This window comes from Actinomycetospora flava, assembly GCF_037400335.1.
Lineage (GTDB): Bacteria > Actinomycetota > Actinomycetes > Mycobacteriales > Pseudonocardiaceae > Actinomycetospora > Actinomycetospora flava.
The window spans coordinates 80739-96347 of the sequence record NZ_JBBEGM010000019.1 but is presented as its reverse complement, the minus strand read 5'-3'; the positions used below and the strand labels follow the sequence as shown (position 1 = coordinate 96347).

Sequence of the window (15609 nt, the reverse complement as noted above, 5' to 3'; positions counted from 1 at the left end):
CGTGCTCCGCCGGCCCGCGCCGGACATCCGCCATCTCGCTCGTGTGCACGGCGCGCCGCCGTGGTCACCGAGAGCACCGGGAGTCACCGCCGGCGCAGCACCAGCGCCGTCGTGACCAGCAGGACGATCGTGCCGACCGACTCCACGACCAGCGTGGTCGGCGCCAGGTCGTAGTCGAGGCTCGACTGGATCCCGAACAGCCCGAACGGCGTCAGGGCGACGACGAGCGCGGCCAGCGTGCCGGCCATGAAGAGCAGCCCGAGCACCGTCGAGATCGCGAGCAGCTGCCCGCGCGTGACCACCACGGCGATGGCCAGGACCAGCCCGCCGAGCGCGTTGAGCAGGAACAGGTTCCCGAGGACGCCGCCGGTGCCGCCCCAGACCGTCAGGTAGAGGTGGATGCCGCCCATCGCGAGCAGGGCGAGGGCGCTGAGCACCTGCCAGACCATCGTCGAGCGGCGCTCGCCGCGCGCGATCCGGACCGTGGGGCTCTCACCGGGTCCGACCGGGCCGCCTGCCGCGTGTGCCATGTCCGCCACCTCGTCCCGCCCGCCGTCTGGTGAAGGGCGATGGTCCTCCTGAACCGGCCACCGGGTCGAGAGGCGACGAACCGGCGATCCGCTCCGTCGTCACCTCCCGTCCCGCTCGTCACTCCCGTCGCGCTCGTCCTGGCGCCGGGAGCTCGCGAACAGCGCCCCGCCGAGGGGGATGAGCAGGAAGAAGACCCAGGAGTTGGCGATCGGGACGGTGAAGAACAGGATCAGCGCGATGATCGGCAGCGCCCCGCTGATCACGGGCCCGTAGCGGACGAGCGCGCCGGGCTCACGGCGCCGGGCAGGTGGGGACGCGGGCGGGGCCGACGCGGCCGGTGCCACCGCCGGGGCGGACGTCTCCCCGGGCAGCGGCGGGTGGGGCTGGGGGAGGTCGGCGAACAGCGGCACGAGGTCGTCGACGGTGCGCGCCTCGGCGGCGCGGGCGCTGCGCTCGCCGTACTCGACCGCGTCGAGGCGGCCGGCCTCCAGGTGCTGGTCCAGCGCCTTCATCGCCGCGTCCCGGTCGGCGGTGCCGATGCGGGGCGAGGGGTGCGGCGGGGGCGCCGGCTCGGTCATGGTCGTGAGCATGCCACTCGGCGAGCCCGCCGCACCCCCGTCAGAACGCTCCGTGCCGCCCGGCGCCGCCGGCGAAGCGGGTGGCGCCGGCGACGGTGTCGGCGCGCAGCGACAGCAGGCCGTGCGCGAACTCCCGGCGCAGCGCCTCGTCCTCGTCGAGCCCCTCCTGCTCGAGCAGCGAGGCGCGGTCCTCGCGCAGGCAGGTCTGCGGGAACGCCGCGAGCCGGCCGGCGAGCTCGAGGCTCGCCGTCAGCGCCTCCCCGGCCGGCACGACGCGGTTCGCGAGACCGAGGCGCAGCGCCTCGTCGGCGTCGACGGGCCGGCCGGTGAGGACGAGGTCCATCGCGGCGCTGCGCCCGATCAGGCGGGGCAGGCGCACCGTGCCGCCGCCGATCAGCGGCACGCCCCAGCGCCGGCAGAACACCCCGAACATCGCGGAGGCGTCGGCGACGCGCAGGTCCGCCCACAGGGCGAGCTCGAGCCCGCCGGCGACGGCGTGCCCGTGGACCGCGGCGATCACCGGCTTCGACAGGCGCAGGCGCGTCGGACCCATCGGGCCGTCGCCGTCGGGCTCGACGCGGTTGCCGTCGCCGCTGCTCACAGCGGCGAGGTCGGCGCCCGCGCAGAACGACGATCCCTCCCCGCGCAGGATCGCCACCGCCGCGTCGTCGTCGGCGTCGAAGGCGCGGAACGCGTCGGCGAGGCGTTCGGCGGTGTCGCGGTCGACCGCGTTGCGCTTTTCCGGGCGGTTCAGGCTGACGACCGTCACCGCGTCCCGGCGCTCGACGAGGACGGTGCTCATCCGTTGCTCCTCAGGCGAGTGTCACGGTGTCGCCCACCCGCAGCGCGCCGCCCCGCGTCACCTGCGCGTAGGCCCCCGCGCACGGCAGCACCCCGAAGCCGGGGACCTCGACGCGGTTGGCGCGCATCGGCTCGCGGACCGCGTGCGGCTCGCGGGGCAGCGTCCCGTGCTCGAGCGTCGGCACCGAGCACCGGGGCGTCGGCAGCGACACCGCCAGCGTCACCGTCGTGCCGTCGGACGCGGTGAGGTGCAGCTCGCGCCCCAGCCAGGTGTTCTCCACGTACGGCGGGGTGCCCGCGGGGGTCTCGATGACGAGGTTCGGGCGGTAGCGCCGGTACTCGACGCCGATCTCGTCCAGCGTCGCCGTGGTGATCAGGTGCACCGGCGAGTGGTCGACGAACGACGCGCCCGTGGTGCCCTGGGCGATCTCGAGGGCGGGCGCGTCGACCTCGGCCTCGACGCCCCGGTCCAGCACGTCCTCGGGGTCCGGGCGCTCGACCTCCGCCGCCTCGGGGCGCTGCGCGGAGACCCGCACCGCGCGGCCGAGCTCGTCGCCCAGCGCGCCGGCGACCCACGGGTCGAGCGCGTCGCGGGTCCAGCCCGCCGGCGACGTGATGTGCACCCGGCCGTCCGCCGCGACGGCGGAGTAGCGCAGCAGGTCCCGCCACAGCCGCGGGTGCTTGGCGGTGGCCACCTTGCCGGTCGTCTCGTCCACGAGCGCGAGCCCGCGGTCGCCCTCGAGCCCGCCGTGGTCCAGCCGCGTGCCCTCGAGGGGCTCGCCGAGCATGGACTTCACCGGGTACCGCCACAGCGCGGTGATCTGCATCTGCCGTCCCTCGTCGAACGCCGTCCCCCCGTGCCCCGCGCACCGTATCCGGCCGCCGGGCACCGGGGGACGTCATCGAGGGGTCACGCGCGCTGGGAGATGCCCGCCATGCACCACTTCCCGTCGGTGACGCCGAGGACGATGTCGGCGGGCAGCTGCTGGGACTGCCCCTGGGCGCTGAGCACGAGGTCCACGGGCGCGCGGGCCTGCGTGTCGAGCTCGAGGATCGGCGGGCCGGCGGGCGTGGCCTGCTGGATCAGGCCCAGCGCGTCCGGCGGGAACGGGTTGGCCGAGGCTCCCTGCTGGTTGCGGCAGGACACGGCGTCGAGCTGCGCCGGGTCCTTCGCGGCGAGCGCCGCCGTGGCCTGCTCGGCGACGCGGTCGGGGGAGCCGGGCCTGATCGCCCACCCCGGGATCAGGAGCGCGGTCACCGCGAGCGCGACGACGGCGAGAGCGGCGACGGTCGTGGCCGCGATGAGCGCCCAGGGACGCTGCGGCGCCTCGTCCTCGTCGTCCTCGTCCTCGTCCTCGTCGAGGAGGTCGTCGTCGGTGTCGTCGACGTCATCGGTGTCCGCGACGGCGGTGGGCGTGTCGTCGGCCCGGTCGTCGGCCTGGTCGTCGGTCCCCTCGTCGACGGCCTCCGTCGAGGTCTGCGCGTCCGTGTCCTCCGAGGAGGTGGCGTCGTCCGTGATCTCGTCCGCGCGCTCGTCGGTCAGGGTCTCGCTGCGGCCGGAGTCGGCCATCGTCAGTCCTCTCGCGGCGCGCAGGAGTTCCTGACGGGCGCGCCGGGTGGGGTGCCGTGTCCCCCCGCACGGTGCCGCATGCAGGTCAGGGCACCCGCACCCGGGGGCGCGGGCGCGCGTGATCCGCCGCTCCTCGTCCCCCGATGTCCCCCGATGTCCCCCGATGTGCCCGGTGTCCGCCTCCCGGTCCCCGATCCGAGCGAAGGGCCCCTCCGGTCGGGTAGACGGGCGAGGGTCACCCTTCGCCGGAACGCGCGGGACGCGCCCGATCCGACCGAAGGCGCCCTTCGGTCGCATAGACCGGCGAGGGGCACCCTTCGCCGGAACGCAGCGGAACGCGCGCCGGGGATCGGCTGTCGTCAGCCCGCCTCCGCCGCCCGGGCGAGGGCGCCCAGCACCTCTTCCCAGCCGCGGACGAACGCCCCGCCGAGGTAGCCGCCGGGGCGGGCGCAGTCGGCGCCGAGCTGCGCGTCGGACAGGGCCTCCCAGCCCCGGTGCTCGACGGCGACGCGGGTCAGGGACGGGCCGAGCGCGGTGAAGGTCAGCTCCACCTCGGTCGGCTCCGGGGTCATGGTCCAGGTCATGACGAAGCGCTCGGGCGGCTCCCAGGCGAGCAGCCGGCCCCAGTCGCACTCGGTGCCGTCGTCCCACCGCTCGTAGACCCGGCCCTCGAGGCGCGGCTCGACGTGCACGGCGCGCACGCGCTCCTTGCCGGCGGAGTACGGCTGCAGCGGCCACCACTGCCCGATGGTGGAGACGAAGACGTCGAACGTGTGCTCGCGGCTGCTGCGCACCATGGTCGCCTGCCGGATGGGCGGTCGGCGCAGCGCGGTGACGGTGCCGTTCTCAGCCGGCGGCGTGCTCGTCATGCTGGTCGATCCCCCTGTCTGCCTCCACGAGGCGCCGCGCGGTGTCCAGTGACGACGCCCACATGTCCTCGAGGAACGCGCGGAGACCGTGGAGCCCCTCGGGGCGGGCGCGGTAGAGCCGGCGCGTGCCGTCGCGCCGCTCGGTGAGCAGCCCGGCGTCCTTGAGCACCGTGAGGTGCTGGCTGACCGCGGGCCGGGTGACGTCGAACGCGGAGGCGATCTCCCCGGCGGAGAGCTCCTCGTGGGCCACCAGGCGCAGGATGGACCGGCGCCGCGGCTCCACGAGCGCGCGCAGCGTCACGGTCTCCGGGTCGTCGTCGGCCACGCGCGCCTCCTCTGTCAGCGACGACGAACGTTAGCGCACGCGCATCGCGACGGCCAGGTCCCTCACTTGATCAGCTTCTGCACCTCGCGGAACGCCGGGTCCTCGCTCGTGCCCAGCCACTCGAACACGACCATCTCGGTGGTGACGACGTCGACGCCGTGGGCGCGCATCCGGTCGAGGGCGCGCTCGCGGCTCGTCTCGCGGCGGCTGCCGACGGCGTCCGACACCACCGCGACGTCGCGGCCTCGCGCGCGCAGGGTGAGCACGGTCTGCAGCACGCAGACGTGCGCCTCGCACCCGGCCACGACGACCGTGCCGGGGGCGGGCTCGACGGGCGCGGCGAAGGCCGTCTTCGCGATCGCGGGCTCCGGCAGCAGGTCGCCGACCGCGCCCACGGTCGGGCCCAGCCCGGCGGGGTTCTGCTCGGTGGCCGTGACCGGGATGTCGAGCCGGCCCGCGGCCCGGACGAGACGCCCGGCGTTCTCCAGCACGGCGTCCCCGCCGGCGATCGCCGGCATCAGGCGCTCCTGCAGATCGACGACGAGCAGGGTCGAGCCGGCGGCGGTGATCAGTGGCACGGCACGACGGTAGAACGCGGGAGCAGTTGACGGGACCCGCCCCGGCGCCGTAGGGCATCACCGTGACCACAGGCCTCACCGACCGCGTCGCCGACTACACCGAGCGTTTCGCCGCCTTCCTCGACGCCGAGGTCGCGCCGCTCTCCGAGGATCTGGCGGCGCGCGACGTCGGCACGGCCTTCAACCCGCGCCTCGACGAGGCCGGCCGGATGCACGCCGCGGTGTGGGAGGCGCGCCGCGAGGTGCAGCGGCGCTCGGCGGCCGCCGGGCTCTACAACCCGCACGTCGGCGCCGCGGTCGGCGGGGGCGGGTTCACGCGCACCGAGATGCAGCACGTCGAGGAGTTCGTCTACCGGCGCTCCGGGCTGGGCCTGGGGCTCGCCGCGCTGGGCTGGACCGAGGGCGCGAACCCGGCGATCGAGCACTGCTCGGACGCCGCGCGCAAGGAGTGGCTCGAGCCGCTGATGGCCGGCGAGATCACCGCGGCGTTCGCCAACACCGAGATCAACGTCGGTACCGACGTCCTCGCGATGGAGACCACCGCCCGCCGCGACGGCGACGACTGGATCCTCGACGGCAGCAAGGCCTGGATCACCAACGCGCACTTCTGCGACGTCGTCCAGGTCATGGCCGTCACCGAGCCCGGGGCGGGCACCCGGTCGCTGTCGATGTTCCTCGTCGACGCGACCAGCCCGGGCTTCACGCGCGGCCGCGACATCCCGACGATGCTCAACGACGGGCTGACCGGCGAGCTGCACTTCGAGGGGGTGCGGGTGCCGCCCGAGAACGTCGTCGGCGAGGTCGGCGACGGGTTCGCGCTGGCCATGGCGTGGATCAACTGGCGGCGGCTCTGCCGCGGCGGGATGTGCGCGGGCTGGGGCACCTGGCTGCTCGAGCGGGCCCTCGACCGGGCCCAGCACCGCACGTCGGGCGGCGCGCCGATCGCCGAGCTGCAGTCGGTGCAGCACATGCTCGCCGACATGGACGCCGACGTGTACGCGGCCCGCGCGGCCTCCCTGCAGGCGCAGGGGGAGCTCGACGCCCTGCCCGGCGGCCCGTTCGGCCTGCCGCTGCACCCGGACGCGCCCCGGCTGACGAGCCTGGTCAAGGTGATCAACGACGAGGCGTTCTTCCGCGTCGCCGACAACGCGGTGCAGGTCCACGGGGGGACGGGCCTGCGGCTCGGGTCTCCGGAGGAGAAGCTGTTCCGGCTCGCGCGCAACCTCAAGATCCCGGCCGGCACGGTGGAGATCCAGCGCAACGCGATCGCCCGCGGCCTGCTGCGCGGCCGGCGATGACGCTCGCGGCCGTCACCGGGCGCTTCCAGCCGGTGCACGCCCAGCACCTCGAGCTGTTCGCGCTCGCCCTCGCCGAGCACGACCACCTCGTCGTCGCCGTCACCAACCCCGACACCGCCGCCCGCCACGTCGCGGCCACCTCCACGCACCGCCACACCGACGACGCCAACCCCTTCACCTACTTCGAGCGCCTGCAGCTGCTCACCGCGGCGCTCGCCGGCGCGGGGATGGCGGAGCGCACCACCGTCGTCCCGTTCGACCTCACGCGCCCCGAGGTGTGGGCGGAGTACGTCCCCCGCGACGCCGTGCACTACGTGCGGGCCTACTCGGCGTGGGAGAAGGACAAGGCGGAGCGGCTGGCCGACGGGGGCTACGGGGTGGTCGTCGTCGAGGGCGACCCGGCGACCAAGCTCGACGCCGCGACGATCCGCGCCAGGTTCGGCGACGGGACGTGGGCGGAGCTCGTGCCGCCCGCGACGGTGCCGGTGCTGACCGGGCTGCTGGAGCGGCGGTGAGACCTCCTGGCTACGGCGAGGGCCAGCCGCGTCTCGACGACGACCGGCTGCCGGTGGTGCTCGTCGTCCTCGACGGTCTCGGCGACCGGCCCGTGCCCGAGCTCGGCGACCTCACGCACGCCGAGGCCGCGCGCACGCCGGTGCTCGACGCGCTCGCCGCGCGCGGCTCGTCGGGCTGGCACCTGCCGTTCGGCTGGGGGCGCGCGCCGTCCTCGGAGCTCGCGCACTGGGCGATGTTCGGGTACGCCGACGTGCCGTTCCCCGGGCGCGCGGTGCTCGAGGCACTGGGCGCGGGGATCGAGGTGCCCGCCGACACCGCCGTCACGCACGCGGCGCTGCGCACGTCGTCGGTCGCCGCCGACGGCCGCGTGTGGATCACCGGGCGCGCCGCGGGGTGGGACGTCGACGACGCGTCAGCGCTGCTCGAGGCCCTGGGGCCCGTCGTCGCGTCGCACGGCGCGCGGCTGGAGGCGCTGGGCGGGCGGGGGGAGGCGCTGCTGGTGCTGGACGGTCGTGACGGGTCGTCGGCGGGCGCCGTCACCGACTCCGACCCCTTCTTCGAGGACCGCCACCCCTGGCTGCGGGTGCAGGCGTGCGAGGAGGGCGCGGCCCCGACCGCCGAGGCGCTGACCGCGCTGCTGCTCGAGGCGCGGTCGGTCCTCGTCGAGCACCCCGTGAACGCCGCCCGCCGCGACCGCGACCGGCCGCCGCTCGACGTGCTGACGACGAAGTGGTCGGGCGCGCGCGGCGCGGTCCCGCGGTTCGTCGACCACGTCGGCGTGCGCGGGGCGGCGGTGACGAGCACCCGGCTCTACCGCGGCCTCGGCGCGCTCCTGGACCTCCGCACCCGGCACATCCCGCCCTCCCTGAACCCGCGCCACGACCTGGGCACCGAGCTCGCCGACCGGCTCGCCGCCGCGCAGGAGCTCCTCGACGACGGGGCCGCGTTCGTCCACGTGCACACCAAGGCCACCGACGACGCCGGGCACACCAAGGAGCCGCGCGCGAAGCTCGAGGTGCTCGAGGCCGCCGACGCGGGCCTGGGCGCGCTGCACGAGCTCGCCCACCGCGCGATCGTCGCCGTCACCGGCGACCACGCGACGCCCTCGACCGGCGGCGTGCTGCACACCGGCGATCCCACGCCCCTGGTCGTCGCGGGCCCGACGGTGCGCCGGGACGCGGTCGAGGCGTTCGGCGAGGGGCCGGCGGCCGCGGGGTGGTACGGCGCGCTGCAGGCCCGCGAGCTGCTGCCGCTGCTGCTCGGGCACGCCAACCGCGCGGCGTTCCTGGGCCACCGCGCGACCCCGCGCCCCACCGCGGCGCTCCCGGACGCCCCGGAGCCGATGGTGCTGCCGCCGCGGTCACGGGCGCGTCGCACGAGCTGAGCAGCGTCCGGTGCGGTCGACCGAGACGGCCGGGGATGCACCACGATCACCGCCATGTCCTCCGAGCACGGTCACGCCCCCTACGCGGGCAGCGGCCTCGACGCCGCCGTCGTCCCCACGTTCACCGCCGAGCCGGGCGTGATGCCGAACCACCGGCTGCCCGAGCACGAGCTGGCGCCGGAGGTCGCGCACCAGCTCGTGCGCGACGAGCTGATGCTCGACGGCAACGCGCGGCTCAACCTCGCCACGTTCGTCACCACGTGGATGGAGCCGCACGCGGAGATGCTGCTGGCCGAGTGCGCCGACAAGAACATGATCGACAAGGACGAGTACCCGCGCACCGCCGAGCTCGAGCAGCGGTGCGTGCGGATGCTCGCCGACCTCTGGCACGCGCCCCACCCGCGGACGGCGCCCGGCACGTCGACGGCGGGGTCGAGCGAGGCGTGCATGCTCGCGGGGCTCGCGCTCAAGCGGCGCTGGGCCGCGCAGGGGAGGCCGGGCCGCCCGAACATCGTCATGGGCGGCAACGTGCAGATCTGCTGGGAGAAGTTCGCGAACTACTTCGAGGTCGAGGCCCGCCTCGTGCCGATGAGCGGCGAGCGCTTCCACCTCGACGCCGAGCAGGCGCTCGCGCGGGTCGACGAGAACACGATCGGTGTGGTCGCCGTCCTCGGTTCCACGTTCGACGGCAGCTACGAGCCCGTCGCCGACATCTGTGCCGCCCTCGACGACCTCGCCGCCGGCGGCGGGCCCGACGTGCCCGTGCACGTCGACGGGGCCTCGGGCGCGATGGTCGCCCCGTTCCTCGACCCCGACCTCGTGTGGGACTTCCGCCTGCCGCGCGTCGCGTCGATCAACACCAGCGGGCACAAGTACGGCCTCGTCTACCCCGGGCTCGGCTGGGTGGCGTGGCGCGACGAGGCCGCGCTGCCCGAGGAGCTGATCTACCGCGTGAACTACCTGGGCGACGAGATGGCGACGTTCACGCTCAACTTCTCGCGTGCCGGGGCGCCGGTCGCCGCGCAGTACTACCAGTTCCTGCGCCTGGGCCGGGACGGCTACACGCGCGTGCAGCGCCACTGCCGCGAGGTCGCGACGAAGCTCGCCCTCGGCCTCGAGCGCCTCGGCCCGTTCCGCCTGCTGACCCGCGGCGACGAGCTGCCCGTGTTCGCCGCGACGCTGCAGCCCGACGTCACGGCGTACTCGGTGTTCGACGTGTCCGCCGGCCTGCGCGAGCACGGCTGGCAGGTGCCCGCGTACACGTTCCCCGCCGACCGGACCGACCTCGCGGTGCTGCGCTTCGTCGTCCGCAACGGCATGACGCACAGCCTCGCCGACCTCCTGCTCGACGACCTGCGCCGCGTGCTCGACCGCCTCGGGCGCCAGGACCGCCCGCAGCGCGACGCCGCCCACGACGCGTCGTTCAGCCACACCGGCGCCCCCGCCCGGTGAGCCGTCCTCAGATGAGCGCGAGCTGCTGCGCGAGCACGATCGCCTGCACCCGCGTGTGCGCGCCCAGCCGGGTCATGAGCGCCTGGGTGTAGGTCCGGACCGTGTTGACGGCGAGGTCGAGCTCGGCGGCGATGTCGCGGGTGGTCATGCCCGCCGCCATCAGCCGCAGCACGTCGACCTCGCGGGGCCGCAGCCGCGGGACCGGACCGCCGTCGCCGCGCAGCCCGCCCGTGGCCTCGAGGGCGCAGGCGATGCCGTCGTCGACCACCATCCGCCCGTCGCGGACCTCGCGCAGCGCCGCCACGAGGTCGAGGTCGAGCGCGCCCTTGAGCAGCACGCCCGCGGCGCCGGCCTCGAGGCAGCGGCGCAGGTTCTCGGTGTCGCTGAACGCCGTCAGCATGATCACCTTCGTGCGGGGCGACGCGGTGCCCAGCGACCGGGCCACGTCGGCCCCGTTGCGGTCGCCGAGGCGGACGTCGAGCAGCACGAGATCGGGACGCTCGCGGGCGGCGGCGTCCAGGGTCTCCGCGCCCGAGTGGCACGTCGCGACCACGGCGAACTCCTCGGCCGCCGCCGAGAGCACCCGGTGGATGCCGTGCGCGACGAGCGGGTGGTCGTCGGCGATGAGGACGGTGTGGACCCGGGGAGCGGTCACGCCGCCCGTCCCGTCGGCACCCGGACCCGCAGGCTCGTGCCGCCGTCGTCGTTGCCGTCGAGCACCAGCTCGCCCCCGACGCCCGCGACGCGCTGGAGCAGCCCGGGCAGACCCAGCCCCGTCAGACCCTGCCCCTCCCCGCGCCGGGGCACCGGGTGCAGCGCGAGGTCGTCGGGCAGGCCCTTGCCGTCGTCCTCGACGCCGAGGGTCACCTCGCCGGGCCGGTAGGCCAGCGACACCAGCACCGCGCCCGCCCCCGCGTGCTTCTCGACGTTGTGCAGCGCCTCGCGCAGGACGGCCACGAGGACGCCCTCGACGTCGGCCGGCGCGGGCACCGGCTCGCCCAGGGTGACGAGCTCGGCGGTGATCCCCGCCCGCGCCGCGAACGCCGCGACGTCGCGGCGCAGCGTCACCGGCAGGGCGTCGTCGGCGGGCAGCAGGCTGTGCATCGCCCGGCGCAGGTAGCCCGATGCCTCCGCGGCGGCGAGCTCGATCGCCCGGGCCGCGGCCACCGTCCCGTCGGTGTCGGCCGCGCCCTGCTGGATCTCCTTCGCCGACATGGAGATCCGGAACAGGAGCTGCCCCGCGGTGTCGTGCAGCTCCTCGGCGATGCGGCGCCGCTCGTCGGCCACCGCGATCCGGCCCGCCTGCTCGGCCCGCACGGTGCCGACGAGCAGCGGGGCGAGCGAGGCCGCGAACTCGTTCATCAGCAGCGTCGTGTGCGGGGAGACCCGGCGGCCCCGCTTGCCCGCGTAGAGCACGCCGAGCCAGTGCCCGCCCCACGTCACCGGCACCGCGCCGAGCCCGCGCACCCCGTCGCCGGCGACCGCGCGGGCGAGGTCGTCGGCGTCGGGGTCCGCGGCGCAGTCGCCCGTCGTCGTCACCATCGCCCGCCGCAGGGCGCGCCAGCCGAGACCCGGTCCCTCGGGCAGGCGCATCCCCTCGAGGCCGACGGTGCCCGCCGACGCGCCCACGACGAGCGTGTCGGCCCCCTCGACGAGGGCCACGGCGACCACGTCGGTGTCGACGAGCTCGACCAGGCGCCGGCAGGCGGTGGCGATCAGGGCGGGCGTGCCCGAGAGACCCGCGAGCCCGCGGGTGGCGACGACGAGGCGGCGGACGTCCTCGATCGACTTGACCGAGTAGCACACGGGTCAGCCGCTGATGACGAAGAACTTCTTGAACGGCTCGGTGACCGTCCAGGTCGACTTGGTGCCCTTGGTGAACGACGCGATGTCCCCGCGGCGCAGGACGACCTGCTCGCCGCTCTCGACGAGGTCGACCACCAGCTCGCCCTCGAGCGCGTGGATCGTCTCGTCGGCGGTGAACGGGTACGGGAAGCTCTGCGGCTCCGAGCGCCAGAGGCCGACGTTCAGGGTGGCGCCCTCCGCGCCCTCGGTGCGGATCCAGTGCACCTCGCCGACGGCCTCGCCGCCGGCCATGAACGGCTCCCACTCCGTGGCGTCGGCCACGGAACGGGTGTACTCGGAGGTCGTCGTCGCCATGCTGCGCACTTCCTTTTCGGTTCGGTGATCGGTCGACCGGGAACGTATCCCCGGGGCGTCGCCCAGGAACAGCCTGCAATTGCGGGTACGGCCCACTGATAGGCCCCTGAACAGGCATTTCATCGGGAAGAAACACGTCGTGGCTGCAGATGCAGGTATCGCCCGCGATTGACAAGGGCGTAACGGACGCGTCATGGCCGTGCAATTCCGCGCTGCGTGACTGGGAAAGGCCGGCGGGGTCGACGCCCCCGGCCCCACCACCCGAAACCCGCCGCCGGAGGTCAGCGCTCATGACGCTCGCTCGCGAACTGACGATCATCCGGGGTGCGTGCCCGCACGACTGCCCCGACACCTGCGCGATGCTCTACCACGTCGAGGACGGCACGCTCGTCGACGTCAAGGGCGACCCCGAGCACCCGATGACCCGGGGCGGGCTGTGCGTCAAGCTCAAGGACTTCCCGGAGCACCACTACCAGCCCGACCGCGTGATCCACCCCATGCGGCGGGTCGGCCCGAAGGGCGCCGGCGAGTTCGAGCGCATCACGTGGGACGAGGCGCTGGAGGAGATCCGCACGCGCTGGACCGGCATCATCGCCGAGCACGGCCCTCAGGCGATCATGCCGCACGCCTACCTGGGGCATCAGGGCGTGATCAACGGCCTGACCGCGGGCGACGCGTTCTTCAACCGCCTCGGGGCCAGCGTCGCGGAGAAGACCTACTGCGAGTCGGGCTCCTCGACGGCCTGGCACATGACCGTCGGCGGCACCGGCGGGCTCGACGTCGAGTCGATGGCCCACTCGCAGTACATCGTCGTGTGGGGCATGAACATGACCAGCACGAACCTCCACGGCTGGCCGTTCCTGCTCGAGGCGCGCAAGAAGAACGGCGCGAAGATCGTCGTCATCGACCCGGTGCGGACGCGCACCGCGCGCCAGGCCGACTGGCACATCCGCATCCGTCCCGGCACCGACGGGGCGCTCGCGATGGGGATGATCCACGAGATCGTCGCGCAGGACCTCGTCGACCACGACTACGTCGAGAAGTACACCGTCGGCTTCGCCGAGCTCGCCGAGCGCGCGGCGCAGTACCCGCCCGAGCGCGTCGAGGAGATCACCGGCGTCCCGGCCGAGGACGTGCGCACCCTCGCCCGCGAGTACGCGACCTCCCAGCCGTCCGCGATCCGGCAGGGCGTGGCGATCGAGCGCAGCCGCGGCGGGGGCCAGGCCATCCGCGCCATCACGTCGCTGCCGGCGCTGGTCGGCGCGTGGCGCCACGTCGGCGGCGGCACGATGGAGATGCCGATCTGGGAGTTCCCGACGCTCTTCGACAAGATCTGCATGCCGCAGTGGATCCCCGAGGGCACCCGGGTGATCAACGAGCTCGACCTCGGCATGGCGCTCACGGGCGAGATGGCGCTCGACCCGCCGATCCGGTCGCTGTTCGTCTACAACTCGAACCCCGTCTCGCAGGGCCCCGCGCAGGCCAAGACCATGGCGGGGCTGATGCGCGACGACCTGTTCACCGTGGTCAGCGACCACTTCGTCACCGACACCGCGAAGTTCGCCGACCTCGTGCTGCCCGCGACGATGCAGGCCGAGCAGCTCGACATCATGGTCACCTGGGGCCACCTGTACATCTCGCTCAACCAGCCGGCGATCGCGCCGCCCGGCGAGTGCATCCCCAACTCCGAGCTGTTCCGGCGGCTCGCGCGGACGATGGGGTTCACCGACGACTACTGGGACCGCACCGACGAGCAGATGCTGCGCGACTTCCACGACTGGGACGCGCCGGCCCTCCACGGCATCACCTACGACTCGCTCGAGGAGACCGGCTGGGCGCGCCTGAACGTCGGCCTGCCGCACGAGCGCGCCCCGCACGCCGAGGGCAACTTCCCGACCCCGTCGGGCAAGTGCGAGTTCCGCTCCAGCCTCGCCGAGGGCGGCAACTTCGTCGTCCCGGTGTGGCGATCGATGTACGACGCGATGCAGCCCGGCGACGCGCTCGACCCGCTGCCGGACTACGTGCCGCCGTTCGAGTCGGCGGACTCCGCGCCGGAGCTGGCGAAGCGGTACCCGATGAACATCGTCTCGCCGAAGCCGCACGCGTTCCTCAACAGCCAGTACGCCAACGCCGAGACCAAGCAGCGCGCCCAGGGCGACCAGCGCGTCTGGATCCACCCCGACGACGCCGCCGGGCGCGGGATCATCGACGGCGAGATGGTGCGCGTCTTCAACGACCGCGGCCAGTTCCAGGGGCCCGCGGTGGTCGACGACGTCGTCATGCCGGGCCTGGTGATGGCCAACGTCGGCCACTGGCAGAACAAGGCGTCGGGCAGCACCGTCAACACCATCACCGCCGATCGGCACAACCAGCTGGGCAACGCGGGGGTGTACTCGGACAATCTCGTGGAGGTCGAGAAGGTCGAGGACGACCTCACGCAGGCGCCCCTCGCGGGTCTGTAGCAGACTCGATGCCACGCCGACGCCGGGAGGTCCCAGCATGACCACCCCGTCCGTGGTGATCTGCCGCGGCGACCCGTGGCCCGCCGGGTCGCGGGTCGCCGAGGCGATGCTGCGCCGCCCGAAGGTCTGCGCGCCGGGCACCACCGTCGCGCAGGCCCGGGAGATGCTCGGCGACGACCACGTGCACGCCCTGCTCGTGGTCGCCGCCGGGGTGCTGCTGGCGGTGGTCGAGCGCGCCGACCTCGAGGACGCGCCGGACACCTCGCCGGCCGTGGAGCACGGGCTGCTCCTCGGCCGGGTCGTGGGCCCGGACGCCGACCTGCACGCCACCTGGGGAGCGATGAGCGGGCGGCGCCTCGCGGTCGTCGACCCGCAGGGCCGGCTGCTCGGCCTGCTGTGCCTCAAGCGCAGCCGGCGGGGGTTCTGCTCGGCGGACGACGTGGCGGCGCGGGAACGGGAACGGCGGCTCGCGGGATAGGCGAGCGGGCCGGGGCCGGTGGGTAACCGGCCCCATGGCCAAGGGCGCACAGGACTACGCGCAGGACTACACCCACCCCGAGCTGCGCGAGCGGCTCAAGGAGGAGATCAAGCAGTCCGACAAGGGCGGGGCGCCGGGCAAGTGGTCGGCGCGCAAGAGCCAGCTGCTGACCCAGGAGTACGAGAAGCAGGGCGGCGGCTACCGGCACGAGGACGAGCCGACCGACGCCCAGCAGAGCCTGAAGCAGTGGACCGACGAGCAGTGGCAGACCGCCGACGGGTCCACCGAGGCACGCGGCGACGGCGAGACCGACCGCTACCTGCCGAAGCAGGCCTGGGAGGAGATGTCGGGCGAGGAGAAGGAGGAGACGCGGAAGCGCAAGCGCGAGGCCTCCCGGCAGGGCGAGGGCGACGTCCCGAACACCGACGCCGCCAAGAAGGAGCGCCAGGGCGCCCACCTCGACGAGATGAAGGCCGACGCGGCGGCGAAGAAGGCCCGCACCCTCGACCCGGACACCGCGCAGCGCGCCCTCGAGCACGAGCGCGACCACCGCGACCGCACGACGGTCGAGCGCGCGCTGCAGAAGAAGGCCGACGACGTGTAGAGA

At 74.4% G+C, this 15609-nt stretch carries 18 protein-coding genes; 7 read left to right on the top strand and 11 right to left on the bottom strand.

Going from position 1 to position 15609, the window contains the following annotated elements:
• Window positions 1-83: 83 nt before the first annotated feature.
• The 8 genes from WCD58_RS30955 to WCD58_RS30920 form a co-directional block, all read right to left on the bottom strand.
• The gene (locus tag WCD58_RS30955; RefSeq protein ID WP_337706986.1) at window positions 84-530 is read right to left on the bottom strand and encodes a hypothetical protein; all 447 of its coding nucleotides are present in this window, start codon (window positions 528-530) and stop codon (window positions 84-86) included.
• A 99-nt stretch (window positions 531-629) separates the two neighbouring features.
• Window positions 630-1109: a DUF1707 SHOCT-like domain-containing protein gene (locus tag WCD58_RS30950; RefSeq protein WP_337706985.1), complete on the bottom strand. Its 480-nt coding sequence runs from the start codon at window positions 1107-1109 to the stop codon at window positions 630-632.
• Window positions 1110-1149: 40 nt separating this feature from the next.
• Entirely contained in the window at window positions 1150-1911 is a 762-nt protein-coding gene (locus WCD58_RS30945) for a crotonase/enoyl-CoA hydratase family protein (RefSeq protein ID WP_337706983.1), read from the bottom strand.
• Window positions 1912-1921: 10 nt separating this feature from the next.
• A complete protein-coding gene (locus WCD58_RS30940; RefSeq protein WP_337706982.1) occupies window positions 1922-2737 on the bottom strand; it encodes an MOSC domain-containing protein in 816 nt (271 codons plus the stop codon).
• Between the two features lie 83 nt (window positions 2738-2820).
• Window positions 2821-3480, bottom strand: a complete 660-nt coding sequence (locus WCD58_RS30935) for a hypothetical protein (RefSeq protein ID WP_337706981.1) — start codon at window positions 3478-3480, stop codon at window positions 2821-2823.
• 359 nt (window positions 3481-3839) lie between these two features.
• A complete protein-coding gene (locus WCD58_RS30930; RefSeq protein WP_337706980.1) occupies window positions 3840-4349 on the bottom strand; it encodes an SRPBCC domain-containing protein in 510 nt (169 codons plus the stop codon).
• Window positions 4327-4674 (bottom strand): ArsR/SmtB family transcription factor, encoded by a 348-nt coding sequence (locus tag WCD58_RS30925; RefSeq protein ID WP_337706979.1) that lies wholly within the window; start codon window positions 4672-4674, stop codon window positions 4327-4329. The genes WCD58_RS30930 and WCD58_RS30925 overlap by 23 nt, the downstream gene beginning before the upstream one ends.
• Window positions 4675-4736: 62 nt before the next feature.
• Window positions 4737-5252: an isochorismatase family protein gene (locus WCD58_RS30920; RefSeq protein ID WP_337706978.1), complete on the bottom strand. Its 516-nt coding sequence runs from the start codon at window positions 5250-5252 to the stop codon at window positions 4737-4739.
• Between the two features lie 62 nt (window positions 5253-5314).
• Between WCD58_RS30920 and WCD58_RS30915 the strand changes: the two genes are divergently transcribed.
• From WCD58_RS30915 to gad, 4 genes are read left to right on the top strand one after another with little or no spacing between them, the layout of a single operon-like run.
• Window positions 5315-6550: an acyl-CoA dehydrogenase family protein gene (locus WCD58_RS30915; protein ID WP_337706977.1), complete on the top strand. Its 1236-nt coding sequence runs from the start codon at window positions 5315-5317 to the stop codon at window positions 6548-6550.
• Window positions 6547-7065, top strand: a complete 519-nt coding sequence (locus WCD58_RS30910) for a cytidyltransferase (RefSeq protein ID WP_337706976.1) — start codon at window positions 6547-6549, stop codon at window positions 7063-7065. The genes WCD58_RS30915 and WCD58_RS30910 overlap by 4 nt, the downstream gene beginning before the upstream one ends.
• On the top strand, window positions 7062-8450 hold the full coding sequence (locus WCD58_RS30905; protein ID WP_337706975.1) for an alkaline phosphatase family protein: 1389 nt from the start codon (window positions 7062-7064) through the stop codon (window positions 8448-8450). Before WCD58_RS30910 ends, WCD58_RS30905 begins: the two co-directional genes overlap by 4 nt.
• A 54-nt stretch (window positions 8451-8504) precedes the next feature.
• Window positions 8505-9902: a glutamate decarboxylase gene (gad, locus tag WCD58_RS30900; protein WP_507237437.1), complete on the top strand. Its 1398-nt coding sequence runs from the start codon at window positions 8505-8507 to the stop codon at window positions 9900-9902.
• 7 nt (window positions 9903-9909) lie between these two features.
• On the opposite strand, the gene WCD58_RS30895 is transcribed toward gad, so the two are convergent.
• From WCD58_RS30895 to WCD58_RS30885, 3 genes are read right to left on the bottom strand one after another with little or no spacing between them, the layout of a single operon-like run.
• Window positions 9910-10557 carry a response regulator gene (locus WCD58_RS30895; RefSeq protein ID WP_337706974.1) on the bottom strand — a complete coding sequence of 216 codons (648 nt, stop codon included), beginning with the start codon at window positions 10555-10557 and terminating at the stop codon, window positions 9910-9912.
• Window positions 10554-11708 carry a GAF domain-containing sensor histidine kinase gene (locus WCD58_RS30890; RefSeq protein WP_337706973.1) on the bottom strand — a complete coding sequence of 385 codons (1155 nt, stop codon included), beginning with the start codon at window positions 11706-11708 and terminating at the stop codon, window positions 10554-10556. Before WCD58_RS30890 ends, WCD58_RS30895 begins: the two co-directional genes overlap by 4 nt.
• Window positions 11709-11711: 3 nt before the next feature.
• A complete protein-coding gene (locus WCD58_RS30885) occupies window positions 11712-12062 on the bottom strand; it encodes a cupin domain-containing protein (protein ID WP_337706972.1) in 351 nt (116 codons plus the stop codon).
• Window positions 12063-12352: 290 nt separating this feature from the next.
• Here WCD58_RS30885 and WCD58_RS30880 point away from each other — a divergent pair, with 290 nt between their 5' ends.
• From WCD58_RS30880 to WCD58_RS30870, 3 genes are read left to right on the top strand one after another with little or no spacing between them, the layout of a single operon-like run.
• Window positions 12353-14524, top strand: coding sequence for a molybdopterin-containing oxidoreductase family protein (locus WCD58_RS30880; protein ID WP_337706971.1), 2172 nt, complete (start codon window positions 12353-12355; stop codon window positions 14522-14524).
• A gap of 37 nt (window positions 14525-14561) precedes the next feature.
• Window positions 14562-15002 carry a CBS domain-containing protein gene (locus WCD58_RS30875; protein ID WP_337706970.1) on the top strand — a complete coding sequence of 147 codons (441 nt, stop codon included), beginning with the start codon at window positions 14562-14564 and terminating at the stop codon, window positions 15000-15002.
• 34 nt (window positions 15003-15036) lie between these two features.
• Window positions 15037-15606, top strand: coding sequence for a hypothetical protein (locus WCD58_RS30870; protein ID WP_337706968.1), 570 nt, complete (start codon window positions 15037-15039; stop codon window positions 15604-15606).
• Window positions 15607-15609: the final 3 nt, after the last annotated feature.